The organism is Halomonas flagellata, assembly GCF_022487945.1.
GTDB lineage: Bacteria > Pseudomonadota > Gammaproteobacteria > Pseudomonadales > Halomonadaceae > Halomonas > Halomonas flagellata.
Genome location: NZ_JAKVPY010000016.1, coordinates 1 through 12,467, shown reverse-complemented (window position 1 = coordinate 12,467; position 12,467 = coordinate 1). Strand labels below are relative to the sequence as shown.

Sequence of the window (12,467 nt, the reverse complement as noted above, 5' to 3'; positions counted from 1 at the left end):
AGACATGGCTAGTCAAAGTTGCTTGAACAACATCCAAAAGAAAGGTGGACGCTATTGCGAGGGTAATCATTGCGCCTCGATCCAGGGTGACATCAACGAGTACTGCGAACACAGTGGACTGGGTGGCGATGTCCCCGTTCCGCAGGTGGATGACCGGGGTAAATGTTGGTGCTGCTGTTCCTGTGCCGCCTGGGGAACACCTGTTGAAGTGTCACCTGGCAACTATCGCATGATCGAGTTGATCCGCGATGGCGACACCGTACTCGCCACTGGCGGAAAGTTGCAGAACTGGGAAAAATACGAGGTCACCGACCTAGGTGGTATCGCGCCCGGCGTTCCCCTGGATTTTTGCTACTTCGGCCGCTTTACCTTGGAGAACGGTGAAGTCCGCCAGCTTGTCACCACCGCCGACCACCTGTTTCTCCTTCCCAACGGCAAGCTCAAGCCCATTCAGGATCTTCGCCCCGGTGACACGGTGGTTCAGGCCGATGGTGCCAAGGCCACCGTTGCCTTCGTCGCCATCGGCCAGTTCAGCGGCGGGGTACGCAACTTCGCACTGGGTCCCTTCGATCCGAAGGCACATCCCGATGACCCCTACAAGGGACATCTGATTAACACTTTCGGCCTGGTTACTGCCGATCTTGCCGTTCAGATGGCCTTCTATGGTGAAGAGTTTTCGACAGATATGGTCGAGACACAAGAGGATAATGTGCCGCCCATCGGTTCGAAGGGATTCTTCGATAAGCACAACACCCAGGCCTATGAGGCCTTCATCAATGACCCCGAGCAGTGGCCGGTTGGCTTCGCCGCTACCACACCACCGCTGTTCAACATTCCGCCGAGTTCCTTGGCCTATTTCACCAAGGATCAGGCCGGCGCCTTGGCCGAGGCGGAGCCTGACCAGAATCAGGGTGACTCACAGGCGATGGCCAACTTCAAGTATCTGAAGCGGCTATTTTCGGGCTTCTATCCAGGAATCTACTTTGCCGCCGATTGGTCAGATGACAGTGTCAACGCCTGGTATTTCAACTCCGGCGATCAGCCCTATATCATCCTGTCCGGTGGTCTGCTCCGCTTCCCCACCCTGAATGTCCCGGGTGTATCCATGGTGATGTGTCACATGATCGCCAACCATGAAGGACATGGCTGCCAGGGTGACGCCGATTATCACGGTTCCGCCATCCAGTTCCGGGAGGTCTGGTTCGACGAGTTGTATTTCGACCAGTTCGACAAGGCCTTCGCCGAAATCCAGGCGACCTTCGCCCAGGTTCCCGCGAAATACGCCAAGGAGAATCCTGACAATCTCTGTCGTCAGCCTTCCCTGGAGTGCCGTGAAGAAGCCATCGCCAACGGTCAATCCTTCCGGGGCACACCGTCTTGCGCGAAGCCGCCCCCCGCCTTCGCTGTGACCGGCGCCGAGGCGCCGCGCCTCGGCCAGGTGGAAGTGTCCTTCAGCACCACCCTGTTCGCACCGACGGCGACGGATCCGGCCCACTACTCGATCTCCGAGGATGTGGAGGTACTGCAGGCGGACTACAACGAAGGCGAGACCTGCGTCACCCTGACCACTCAGCCTATGCGGCCTTCGGTCTCTTATGAAGTGACGGTCAAGGGCGTGCTGAGCGAGCGGGGGCAACGCCTCGATCGCGACCAGAACACGGCTTCCTTCCAGACACCGTAACCTTTGCCGTAGCCGACATCAGAGGAGGAAACGATCAATGCTTGCCAAGATGCTTGATCTTCGGGAAGCGGCCACCCTCGAGGATGCCCGGGCACACCTCGGTGAAGTGCTCGGTCTCGAGGCTCCCGCGTCCCACGAGGCCACTCGTCGAGCCCTCGACGATCCCAAGTTCGCCATGTACCTGATGATGACGCAAAACAGCCCGGCATTGCGGGACAAGCTCTTGAACGCTCCCGGCACTCGGGCCTATGCCGAATCCGAAACGCCGAGAGCGACGACAAACGAGGCGGAAACGGCCACCAAAGGGGTGGTTAGCCTCTCGACCCGGGTGGCCAGCGCCATGGTCAAGTGGGCTAAAACAGGCTTCAGGGTCGCCGACGAGGAACTGGTCACGCGACGTTGGAAGGCCTGCCAGGCCTGCGAGTACCTGACCGCCCCCCCACCTGACATGATCTACCAGGGCGTGAAGCTGCTCACGGGTAAGGAGTCCTGTATCTGTTCGGCCTGCGGATGTCCTGCCCGGAGAAAGGCCGCTCTGCCTACCGAAGCCTGTCCCAAAGAAGATCCTGATCATCCGGGATTCACCCGTTGGGGCGATCCTGTGACGCCGAAGTATCGACCCGTCCCACCGGGGTGAAAGGAATGGCTTCCCGCGCGCCTGATGGAACCCCGGCCCCGCCTTGCCCCGGGCCACCCTCGCCGTAGCGGCGCCCCACATGCCTGAGATAATCGCCCGGGGTGATGCCAGTCACCGCCTTGAAGTCGTGAATGAAGTGCGCCTGGTCGAAATAGCCCGCCTCATGGGCGGTGTCGGTGAGCGGCGTGCGCCTCCTGCCCCGCTTGATCAGGGTACGGCTGTGGGCGATGCTCGGGCATTGCCCTTCCCGGGCAACAGCGTTGATCTGGCCGTATCGATCACCGCGCTGTGCTTCATCGACGACGAGCATCAGGCGGTCCGGGAGATGCTGAGAGTCGCCCGTCGAGGCGTCGCCCTGGGCCTGCTGAACCGGCGCAGCCTGCTGTGGTGGCAGAAGGGCCGGCGGGGCGAGCGTTTATGGCCAGCGTGGCTCCACGGCGGCGCCTTCCTGCATGTTGTGGTGGACCTGGCAGGCGAGTAGAGGCTTTAGCTGCCGGGCTTCACTCTCCTGGCGTGATGAGGTGGTCAACCCCCAGTCGCGAGGTGCTGCCAGGCGTGAATCAGCGCATCGGATGCTCTGGTGATCTCATCCTCTGTAGTCTGCCAGCCCACCGATAGGCGCACGGCACCGAGTGCGCGTGTCGTGTCGAGCCCCATGGCCCCCAGCACACCACTCGGAGCAGACTCACCGGCATGACAGGCAGCCCCCACCGAAGCCATCACGGCATCACTGGCGGCGGCCAGCAGGCCCTGGCCGCTGACCTGGGGAAACGACACGTTCAGGGTGTTGGGCAGGCGGTCCTCAGGATGGCCATTGAGGCTGAGCCCAGGAATGGCAGCGCCCAACCGGCCATGCAACTGGTCACGGCGATCACGCAGGGTGCTCCCGGGCTGTGCCAGATGCCTGGCGGCCAGTTCGGCCGCCACGCCCAGGCCGATGATGGCCGGCACGTTCTCGGTACCCGGACGCAGCCCGCGTTCATGGCCGGCACCAAACAGAATCTGTCGTATCGGGGTGCCTTGGCGCACGTAGAGTGCGCCGATGCCCTTGCTCGCCTGGAACTTGTGGCCTGCCACGGTCAGCAGGTCGACCCCCAGCGCATCGACATTCACGGCGACCTTGCCCACCGCCTGGGCGGCATCTGTATGCAGCAGCACGCCGCTGCCGCTCAGTTGCGTGGCGATCTCGGCAATGGGCTGGAGCGTGCCCACCTCATTGTTGGCCAGCATGACCGAGACCAGAGCCGTATCGGGACGCACGGCCTCGGCTACCGCCTCGGCCGACACGCGCCCCATGCCATCAACTGGCACGATGGTCAGTCCCCACCCTTGAGCCGCCAGGTGGCGAGCCGGCTCCATGGAATCTTGTCTCCTGCGGCGAGTGGGTCGGTTCAGAACACCAGGACCCTGTCGGCCTGCTCGGTGGCCTCGGCCAGGGCGTCCATGGTGCTGCGCTCGGCGCCCTTCACCACCTCGTCATCGGTGAGCCCACGTGCGTCCATGCAGGTGCCGCACAACAGCACCTTGCCCCTGGAGGTGACGCGCTTGACCATGCGCTCGGTGTTGTAGAAGCCATCCGGCGTCTTCTGGCCCGTCTTGGCACCGGCCACGGCATCCCCCATCAGGAAGACCGTCACCTCGCCATCCCGCTTCAGCAGGGCGTGGGCGAGGCGCAGACCGTTGTAGAGCCTTTCGGTGCCATAGGGGGGATCGTTGATGATGATGAGGGTCTGCATGGCGTGGATCCTTGCTATCATTCAATGAAGTGATAGAATGATGGTGCTGGCTGCAACCTCCTGTCAAGCGGCAAAATACGCCGCTTCATCCCGCTTCCGACCCTCAGAGATGACCCCGATGACGTCGCAACATCAACTTCTCGATACCCTGGCCCAGGTCGCCCGCGCCCTGGGTAACGGCCATCGCCTGGCACTGCTGGAGCGTCTGGCCCAGGGCGGTGCCGCGGTGGAGACGCTGGCCAGCACCGCCGGCCTCACGGTAGGCAATGCTTCCCAGCATCTCCAGCAGCTGCGGCGTGCGGGGCTCGTGACCGCCAACCGTTCCGGCAAGCAGATGATCTACCGCCTGACCGATGAGCGCATCGTCACCCTGATGGCACTGCTCAGGCAGGTCGCCGAGACCAACCTGGCCGAGATGGAGCGTCTGGTGAGTCGGCTATTCGCCGACGACGATGCTGAGGGGGCCCTGGAGGCAGTATCCCGGGACGAGCTACTGGTCGGGCTGGAAAGCGGCAAGGTCGCGCTGCTGGACGTGCGTCCCGAGGAGGAGTTTGAGGCCGGCCACCTGCCCGAGGCGATCAACATCCCTCTGGCACAGCTGGAAGACATGCTGGACAAGCTGCCCCAGGACAGGGAAATCGTCGCCTACTGCCGTGGGCCCTACTGCGCCCTGTCGCACGAGGCCGTCCAACGCCTGCGGCAACTCGGCTATCGCGTCAGGCGCTTCGAGGAAGGCTATCCGGAGTGGAAAGCGGCCGGCCTGCCCGTGACGTGACCTGAGGCACCGCCATGAGTGACACGCTCTTGACCCATGAGCCGCTGCTTCGGGGCGCCGTGTTCGCCTTCGTCCTGCTGGCCATGGCCCTCTGGGAGGTCGCTGCCTCGCGCCGACCCCAACACGTGCCTCGCCGAAAACGCTGGCCAGGCAACCTGTTGATCGTCGCGCTGGATACCTTGGCGGTCCGTCTGGTGTTTCCCCTTGCCGCCGTCGGCTCCGCCTTGATCGCCGTCGAACAAGGCTGGGGTCTTTTCAACCTGGTCGCGGCTCCTGTATGGCTGGCGGTGTTGGCCTCGGTTGTCGTGCTGGATCTGGCCATCTATTTCCAGCACCGGCTGTTCCATGCCGTTCCCTGGCTATGGCGCCTGCATCGCATGCACCATGCAGACTTGGAATTCGATGTCACCACGGGCCTGCGCTTCCACCCCCTGGAGATAATGATCTCAATGGGCATCAAGCTCGCCGTGGTGGCCCTGCTGGGAGCACCGGCGTTGGCGGTGCTGCTCTTCGAGGTCGTGCTCAACGCTACCTCCATGTTCAACCATGGCAATGTCCGCCTGCCTGCCCGGTTTGACCGCCTGCTGCGCCTTCTCGTGGTGACACCGGACATGCACCGTGTCCACCACTCCATCGTCCGTCGGGAAACGGACAGCAACTTCGGCTTCAATTTGCCTTGGTGGGATCGGTTATTCGGCACCTACCGAGACCAGCCTGCCGCTGGCCATCTCGGCATGACGATTGGTATCGAGGACTTCAGGGAGGTGCGAGACCTCAGGCTGGACCGCATGCTGATCCAGCCCTTCTTGAGCCCTCACCGGCAAGTGAAGCGTAATCACCTTTAAATAAAGGCGTGGTGTTTCCAGCCCACTAATGATATCGACCTCTACCCTGCCAACCAGATAATCCCTGGATTCATAGAATAACCGCAGCACTTTGGGCCAGGATAAAGGAGCACGGGCGACGCATCTTTGTGCCGTACAGTGCGCGCCTCTCAGGGGCGACAGAGAGTGCGTTGCCTCCCTCGACGGAAAGCAGGCGACGGAATGAAGCTGATCCTCAGCCGCAAGGGCTTCGACTCCTCCGCCGGGGGCGTGCCGAGCCCCATCTTTCCGGATGGCCGGATGGTCGCCCTGCCCATCCCGGACGGGAACTCGATCATCCGCTACCGGGACATCGCCCATGACGGCGGCTCGCTCGGCGATCTGGTCGGCCAGCTCTCCCGGGGCAGGGTGACGCCGGACGACCGCGCCCATCTCGATCCTGACCTGATCGGCGCTTTGCTGCCCCGGAAGCCCGGCTGGCGGCCCCTCTTCGGGCAAGCGGGCCAGGCCCAGGGGCATCTGCGCAACCAGGAGGTCGGGCCGGGGGATCTTTTCCTGTTCTTCGGGCTCTTCCGGCGCGTCGAGCCTCACAACGGAGCCTGGCGCTGGACCCCCGACTCCCGGCCCTGCCATGTCATCTGGGGCTGGCTGCAAGTGGCGAAGGTAGTGCCGGTGGACGAGGCCCGGTCGGGAGACTACGAGTGGGCGGCCTATCACCCCCACTTCCAGCGGGAGGGCGATCCCCACAACGTGGTCTACCTGGCGAGCCGGCGAGTACGCCTCGACGGGCTGGACGAGGCCCTGCCAGGGGCCGGCGTCTTCCCGCACTTCTCGCCGGGTCGTCGGTTGACCGCTCCAGATGCCGCCAACACCTCCACCTGGCGGCTGCCCGCCTGGTGCTATCCGGAGAATGGCCGCACGCCGCTGACCTACCATGCGAACCGGCAGCGCTGGCACCGGCACGCCGATCACACCGAGTTGACCGCGGCGGCGCGCGGCCAGGAGTTCATCCTGGACGGCGAGGAGTATTCGGAAGCGGCGCCCTGGGCAGGCGACTTGATTCGCCATCGGTAGCCTCGTTTCCGGTCGGTGATCAGGCCGCCACCTCCCCTTCCATTGCTGCCTATGCCCTGCCCATCGCCATGGCCGATATCGGCGAGACACCCTGCGCCTCCGTTATCAGCCAGTGTCTGTAGGCCGACGCCACCGGTTGCGCCACGCTGACGGCTGCGTCGCGTTAGTCGTGCATATCGCGAAACGCCTCGATCACATACCCCCCCAGGGCCTCGCTGGCCTGGCCCGCGCCGCCCCGCTTCACCAGCTCCAGCTGGTAATCGCCGAGTGGCGGCAGCAGCTTCTTGTCGATCCGGCGCAGCGGCGGCCGGATCAGGGCCAGCGGGAATGGCGATACCGCCAGGTCGGCAAGCATGGCGGCTTCCTGCCCGGCGCAGTGTTCGCAGGTGTAGGCGATCCGGTAGCTCACCCCGGCACGGTCGAGGGCGTCGAGGGCCATCCCGCGCCAGGCACAACCGTGGTGGGCCAACGCCACCGGTAGCGGCGAGCGCTGGGCGGCGATGCCGCCTTCGCGCCCGGCCCATACCAGCGGCTCGCTGTGCACGACCTCGCCACGCACGCCCTGCCCCGGGTTGCCGGCGGTGACCAGCACCAGGTCGAGCTCGCCGGCATCCAGACGCGCCAACATCCCCGCGCTGCTGCCCACCACCACGTCGACCTGGACCGCGGGGTGCGAGCGGGCAAACTGCGCCAGTACGCCGGGCAGGATGCGCGTGCCCACGTCGTCGGTGGTCCCGATGCCCACCCGTCCCTCCAGCGACGGTGCCAGGAACTGGGTCACCGCCTCCTCGTTGAGCTTGAGCAGCCGACGCCCGTAGCCCAGCAGCACCTCACCCTCCGGGGTGAGCCGCACCTGGCGCGCCTCACGCACGAACAGCGGCTGGCCGAGGGTCTCTTCCAGGCGCTTGATCTGCATGCTCAGGGCCGATGGCGTGCGAAACACCTGCCGGGCGGCGCGAGTGAAGCTGCCGCTCTCGGCGATCGTCACGAAGGTGCGCAGCACCTCGATATCCAGCAGCGGCAGGGCCGCACCGCCGGTCGGTAGGGACAACTGTGTCATGGCCGATACCTTTAAGAAATTCTTAAAGGTAAATGTAGGCCTTTTCGTTTGATTGATCAAAGAGGCGGCACCATGCTGTCACCCAGAGGTCGCGACCCTCCACCCAAGAGCAAGCAGACACCGGCAGCCGCACGCCTGGCGGCCGCCTGGATGGAGGTGCGAGATGAGTCAGTACGAACCGATTCGCCGCCCGAGAGTCGTCGCCGACAAGCCGGCGCCACCGCCAGCGCCGGACTTCTATATGCCGGCCATGCCGCCCCTGGGGCTGATCACTGCCGTCGAGCACTGGTGGCACGTCTACCGACGCCGGCGGCAGTTCCGGCGACGCTTCCTGCCGCTGCTCGCCCATGACGATCATATCCTCGAGGACATGGGACACCACCGCGACGACATCCTGTGGGCATCGCGTCTGCCGCTGCAGGTCGATGCGCTGAAGGCCCTCGAGGAGTGCCGGGCACTACGCAAGGCCCAGCAGGACCCTTTCTTCTTGCTTGATCTCAAGCGGGGTTGAGAATCCAGGCCCCTGGCGAACCGTCACCAGGGGCCTTGCCGCGGCCGCGAGCCGGCCGCTATTCCATTTCCAGGCCATCGAGCAGCTTGCCGAGCAGCCTGCCCAGCGTCTCCTGCTCTTCCCGACTGAGGGCGGAGAGCAGGCGCGCCTCGTTCTCGACATGCAGCGGGACGAGCCGGTTCATCAGTTCCAGCCCCTTCTCCGTCAGCGAGACCAGCGTGCCGCGCCGGTCCTCGGGGTTGGGCGAGCGCTGGATCAGCCCGGCCTTCTCCAGGCGATCCAGCCGGTTGGTCATGCCCCCGGAGGAGATCATCAGCGCCTCGAAAAGCTGCGTCGGCGTCAGCGCATGGGGCGTGCCGGCGCGGCGCAGCGTGGCCAGCACGTCGAACTCCCCCGCCTGCAGGCCGTGCTGCTTGAACAAGGCGTCCACTCGGCCCTTGGTGAGCAGTTGGCTGGTCTTCAGGTAGCCGACCACCTCCATGGGCAGCAGGTCGAGGTCCGGCAGCTCGCGCTGCCATTGGCTCACCGCCAGTTTCACTCTATTCATTGCCAACCACTTATCTCGATGCTAAGATACTTTTATCTTTATACAAAGATACTTGACGGCAAGATACTTTCCGACAAGCTACGGGAGAAGGGATGATGTCGAACGCAACACTGTCGCGCAAGGGTACGGATCGGGCCGGGATTTACGCCCTGGGCTGCCTGCTGCTGGTCGGCACCTTCCTGGCGCTGTCGCTGGTGGTGGCCAAGCTGGCGGACGGCGCGGGGGCGCCGCGGCTGACCTTCCTGATGACGGCCATGGCCGGGGCCGGGATCGTGCTGGGTACCATCGGGACGCTGCAACGTCGGTCGATGGCGCTCAACCGCCGTACCCTGGAGTACGCCGCCGTGGCCGGGGCGCTGTTCGCCGTGCCCAACGCCCTGGCCTTTCTCGCGGTACGCCATGTCGGCGCGGGCTTCATCTCGCTCAGCTTCGCCTTCCCCATCCTCGTCACCTGGCTGCTGGCCGTCTGGCTGAGCCTGGAGCGCCTGCGCGCCCTGCGGTTGCTGGGCGTGCTGCTGGGGCTCGCCGGCGGACTGGTGCTGGCCGCGGCCAAGGCCGGCGGCGCGGACGGCACCCCGGGCTGGGCGCTGCTGGTGCTGGCCATGCCGCTGGTGATCGCGCTGGGCAACATCTACCGCACGCTGCGCTGGCCCGAAGGCAGCTCGCCGATCTTCCTGGCCGCGCTGATGATGCTCGGCGGCGCCATGACGCTGGTGCCTTTCGTGCTGCTGCTCGAGCCGGATCAGCTGCCGGCGCTGTTCACCACGGGGGCCGTGTTGCGGCTGCTCGCGGTGGAGGTCACGGTGTTCTCGGTGCTCTACCTCTTCTACTTCGTGCTGCAGAAACTCGCCGGCCCCGTCTACCTGAGCCAGATCGGCACGGTGGCGGCGCTGGTCGGCACGCTGATCGCGGTGCTGGCACTCGGCGAGGCCCCGCCCCCCAACCTGGGCCTGGCCGCGCTGCTGGTGGCGCTCGGCACCGTGCTCTTCCATCGCGGCGCCCGCGCCGCCTCCGTCCCGGGTGGCGCAACGACCACCTGATGGCGACACGTCCCCCCGACCAAGGAGTCATCATGAGCCTTATCGAAGCCCTGACCTGGCGCTACGCCACCAAACGCATGAACGGCAAGCAAGTGCCCAGGGCACAGGTCGACAGGATCCTGGAAGCGGTGCGCCTGGCGCCCTCCTCCTAGGGCCTGCAGCCCTACTCCGTGCTGGTGATAGAGGACCGGGCGCTGCGCGAGCGGATCAGCCCGGTGGCCTACGACCAGCCGCAGATCACCCAGTCCTCGCACCTGCTGGTGTTCGCCGCCTGGGATCCCGTCGAGGAGGCCCACGTCGACGACCTGATCCGGCTCACCGCCGAGACACGCGGCCTGCATCCGGACGACCTGGCGGCATACGGGAGCACCATCAAGGGGGCCGTCGGCGGCTTTGCGTCGGCCCACGAGAAATTCCAGTGGGCGGCCAAGCAGGCCTATCTGGCGCTGGGAACGGCGCTGGCCGCGGCGGCCGCGGAGCGCGTGGACGCCTCGCCCATGGAGGGTTTCGACCCGGCGGGGCTGGATGACCTGCTGGGGCTCAGGGAGCAGAACCTGCGCAGCGTCGTGCTGATGGCGCTAGGCTATCGTGACAACGAAGCCGACCGGCATGCCGGCCTCGAGAAGGTGCGCTGGCCCCGGGAGAAGCTGTTCATCCACTTGCCACCAGCCTAGCGGTGGCGAGCCAACCACGAGGAGCGAGCGTGACGGAGAGCGAATCCCTGCTGCGCGCCAGCGAGGAAGAGGTCGCCCTGGTGGTGTGGGGTGAGCGCCTGTGGCGTGAGCGCCTCCAGTTTCGCGATGCCCTGCGTGCCGACCCGGCGCTTGCCCGCCGCTACGCCGAGCTCAAGCGGTCGCTGGTCGATCGACATCGCCGGGACAGGGAGGCCTATACCGCGGCCAAGGGCGACTTCGTGCATGCGATACTCCATGGCTCACCGCCGCCCTCGGCACAGGCGTCATGCGGCGACTGAGAGCCAGGCACAAAGGGAGAAAGCGATGAGCCAACACCAGCACGACTACCGGGTGCGGGTCACCTGGACCGGCAACCAAGGCAGCGGCACCCGTGGCTACCGCGCCTATTCGCGCGACCACGAGATCGAGGTGGCCGGCAAGGCCACGCTGCGGGGCTCGGCCGACCCCGCCTTCCTGGGCGACGCCGGGCGGCACAATCCGGAGGACATGCTGATCGCCTCCCTCTCCGCCTGCCACATGCTGTGGTACCTGCACCTGTGTGCCGATGCCGGCATCGTCGTCGAGCGCTACACCGACCAGGCCGAGGGCAGCATGGCCCTGACCGGTAACGGCGGCGGCTACTTCACCCGGGTGACGCTGCGCCCGCAGGTCGGTATCGCCGCCGGCAGCGACCCGGCCCTGGCCGAGCAGTTGCATGAACGTGCCCACCGGCTCTGCTTCATCGCCAACTCGGTCAACTTCCCGGTGGCGTGCGAGCCGAGCATGGAGCGGGCACCGGCGCCTTGAGCGGCTGATGGCGACCCGCCACGGTGCTATCGTAAGCCCACCTTTGAGCCGTGATGGAAGGAAACGCCGCATGAAATATCTCGGAGCCCACGTCAGTGCCGCCGGCGGCCCCGATCAGGCCGTGCTGCGCGCCGTGGAGATCGGCGCCGACGCCCTTGCGCTGTTCACCAAGAACCAGCGCCAGTGGCACGCCAAGCCGCTGACCGACGAGGCCATCGAGGCCTTCCACGCGGCCTGCCGCGAGCACGGCTTCGGCCCGGGGCAGATCCTTCCCCACGACAGCTACCTGATCAACCTCGGCCACCCGGATGCCGCCGGGCTCGAGAAGTCCCGCGCGGCCTTTCTCGATGAATTCCAGCGCTGCGAACAGCTCGGGCTCACCCTGCTCAACTTCCACCCCGGCAGCCACCTGAAGAAGATCAGCGAAAGCGAGTGCCTGACCCGCATCGCCGACTCGATCAACCATGTGCTCTGCGAGACCCGGGGCGTCACGGCGGTGATCGAGAACACCGCCGGCCAGGGCACCAACCTGGGCTGGCGCTTCGAGCACCTCGCCGAAATCATCGAGCAGGTCGACGACAAGTCGCGGGTCGGGGTGTGCATCGACACCTGCCACGCCTTCGCCGCCGGCTACGACCTGCGCACGCCGGAGGCCTGTACCGCCACGCTGGACGAATTCGCTGCCGTGGTCGGCTTCGAGTATCTGCGCGGCATGCACCTCAACGACGCCAAGAGCGAATTCGCCAGCCGCGTCGACCGCCATCACAGCCTGGGCCAGGGCAACATCGGGCTGGACGCCTTCACCACCCTCATGCGCGACCCGCGCATCGACGATATCCCCATGGTACTGGAGACCATCGAGCCGGCGATCTGGGCCGAGGAGATCGCCTGGTTGCGGGCCCAACAGCTCGACGCCGCCTAGTACTACAGCCATATCTATAGTAGAGACCTTTCATTCATGGCCATCCGGGCTTCCCCCAGTGTCAGGATGAGTGTCGTGCCCTCTGATACCCTGTTCTTAACATCCAGGGGGCGATAGGAGCCGCTCATGCCTCGCTACTCCGAGGAACGCCGACAAGCCGTGGTGGCCAAGCTGCTGCC

General features: G+C 65.5%; 18 protein-coding genes. 13 read left to right on the top strand and 5 right to left on the bottom strand.

Translation table 11 applies throughout. From position 1 onward, the window contains the following. Nucleotides 1–4: 4 nt before the first annotated feature. Both MKP05_RS13660 and MKP05_RS13655 read left to right on the top strand, forming a co-directional pair. Nucleotides 5–1,681, top strand: a complete 1,677-nt coding sequence (locus MKP05_RS13660; RefSeq protein WP_240568785.1) for a Hint domain-containing protein — start codon at nt 5–7, stop codon at nt 1,679–1,681. A gap of 37 nt (nt 1,682–1,718) precedes the next feature. After that, on the top strand, nt 1,719–2,318 hold the full coding sequence (locus tag MKP05_RS13655) for a hypothetical protein (protein WP_240568784.1): 600 nt from the start codon (nt 1,719–1,721) through the stop codon (nt 2,316–2,318). Here MKP05_RS13655 and MKP05_RS21945 read toward each other — a convergent pair. After that, nucleotides 2,263–2,526 (bottom strand): helix-turn-helix domain-containing protein, encoded by a 264-nt coding sequence (locus MKP05_RS21945; protein WP_369127980.1) that lies wholly within the window; start codon nt 2,524–2,526, stop codon nt 2,263–2,265. The two genes, MKP05_RS13655 and MKP05_RS21945, sit on opposite strands and share 56 nt — an antisense overlap. On the opposite strand from MKP05_RS21945, the gene MKP05_RS13650 reads away from it, so the two are divergent. After that, complete coding sequence (locus MKP05_RS13650; RefSeq protein WP_369127979.1) at nt 2,407–2,799, top strand: class I SAM-dependent methyltransferase; 393 nt, start codon at nt 2,407–2,409, stop codon at nt 2,797–2,799. The two genes, MKP05_RS21945 and MKP05_RS13650, sit on opposite strands and share 120 nt — an antisense overlap. Before the next feature lie 44 nt (nt 2,800–2,843). Here the strand turns inward: MKP05_RS13650 and MKP05_RS13645 are convergent, their stop codons facing one another. Further along, a complete protein-coding gene (locus tag MKP05_RS13645; protein WP_240568782.1) occupies nt 2,844–3,677 on the bottom strand; it encodes a cysteine desulfurase family protein in 834 nt (277 codons plus the stop codon). Between the two features lie 32 nt (nt 3,678–3,709). After that, nucleotides 3,710–4,054: a DsrE/DsrF/TusD sulfur relay family protein gene (locus tag MKP05_RS13640; protein ID WP_240568781.1), complete on the bottom strand. Its 345-nt coding sequence runs from the start codon at nt 4,052–4,054 to the stop codon at nt 3,710–3,712. Nucleotides 4,055–4,172: 118 nt separating this feature from the next. Here MKP05_RS13640 and MKP05_RS13635 point away from each other — a divergent pair, with 118 nt between their 5' ends. The 3 genes from MKP05_RS13635 (at nt 4,173) to MKP05_RS13625 (ending at nt 6,727) form a co-directional block, all read left to right on the top strand. After that, nucleotides 4,173–4,829 carry an ArsR/SmtB family transcription factor gene (locus MKP05_RS13635; protein WP_240568779.1) on the top strand — a complete coding sequence of 219 codons (657 nt, stop codon included), beginning with the start codon at nt 4,173–4,175 and terminating at the stop codon, nt 4,827–4,829. Nucleotides 4,830–4,843: 14 nt separating this feature from the next. Next, nucleotides 4,844–5,674: a sterol desaturase family protein gene (locus MKP05_RS13630; protein WP_240568778.1), complete on the top strand. Its 831-nt coding sequence runs from the start codon at nt 4,844–4,846 to the stop codon at nt 5,672–5,674. A gap of 201 nt (nt 5,675–5,875) precedes the next feature. After that, nucleotides 5,876–6,727 (top strand): Nmad3 family putative nucleotide modification protein, encoded by an 852-nt coding sequence (locus MKP05_RS13625; protein WP_240568777.1) that lies wholly within the window; start codon nt 5,876–5,878, stop codon nt 6,725–6,727. A 163-nt stretch (nt 6,728–6,890) separates the two neighbouring features. On the opposite strand, the gene MKP05_RS13620 is transcribed toward MKP05_RS13625, so the two are convergent. Next, a complete protein-coding gene (locus MKP05_RS13620) occupies nt 6,891–7,787 on the bottom strand; it encodes a LysR substrate-binding domain-containing protein (protein ID WP_240568776.1) in 897 nt (298 codons plus the stop codon). Nucleotides 7,788–7,950: 163 nt separating this feature from the next. On the opposite strand from MKP05_RS13620, the gene MKP05_RS13615 reads away from it, so the two are divergent. After that, a complete protein-coding gene (locus MKP05_RS13615) occupies nt 7,951–8,298 on the top strand; it encodes a hypothetical protein (RefSeq protein WP_240568774.1) in 348 nt (115 codons plus the stop codon). Nucleotides 8,299–8,356: 58 nt separating this feature from the next. Here the strand turns inward: MKP05_RS13615 and MKP05_RS13610 are convergent, their stop codons facing one another. Next, nucleotides 8,357–8,845 (bottom strand): MarR family winged helix-turn-helix transcriptional regulator, encoded by a 489-nt coding sequence (locus MKP05_RS13610; protein ID WP_110283142.1) that lies wholly within the window; start codon nt 8,843–8,845, stop codon nt 8,357–8,359. A gap of 95 nt (nt 8,846–8,940) precedes the next feature. Here MKP05_RS13610 and MKP05_RS13605 point away from each other — a divergent pair, with 95 nt between their 5' ends. The 6 genes from MKP05_RS13605 (at nt 8,941) to nfo (ending at nt 12,288) form a co-directional block, all read left to right on the top strand. Then, complete coding sequence (locus tag MKP05_RS13605) at nt 8,941–9,885, top strand: EamA family transporter (RefSeq protein WP_240568772.1); 945 nt, start codon at nt 8,941–8,943, stop codon at nt 9,883–9,885. 32 nt (nt 9,886–9,917) lie between these two features. After that, nucleotides 9,918–10,037: a nitroreductase family protein gene (locus MKP05_RS22135; protein ID WP_439108993.1), complete on the top strand. Its 120-nt coding sequence runs from the start codon at nt 9,918–9,920 to the stop codon at nt 10,035–10,037. Between the two features lie 3 nt (nt 10,038–10,040). Further along, nucleotides 10,041–10,559, top strand: coding sequence for a nitroreductase family protein (locus MKP05_RS13600; protein WP_276316621.1), 519 nt, complete (start codon nt 10,041–10,043; stop codon nt 10,557–10,559). A 29-nt stretch (nt 10,560–10,588) separates the two neighbouring features. Continuing rightward, nucleotides 10,589–10,858 (top strand): GrpB family protein, encoded by a 270-nt coding sequence (locus tag MKP05_RS13595; protein ID WP_240568768.1) that lies wholly within the window; start codon nt 10,589–10,591, stop codon nt 10,856–10,858. A gap of 25 nt (nt 10,859–10,883) precedes the next feature. Next, nucleotides 10,884–11,366 (top strand): OsmC family protein, encoded by a 483-nt coding sequence (locus MKP05_RS13590; protein WP_240568765.1) that lies wholly within the window; start codon nt 10,884–10,886, stop codon nt 11,364–11,366. A 70-nt stretch (nt 11,367–11,436) separates the two neighbouring features. Next, nucleotides 11,437–12,288 (top strand): deoxyribonuclease IV, encoded by an 852-nt coding sequence (gene nfo / locus MKP05_RS13585; protein WP_240568762.1) that lies wholly within the window; start codon nt 11,437–11,439, stop codon nt 12,286–12,288. Nucleotides 12,289–12,467 lie beyond the last annotated feature (179 nt).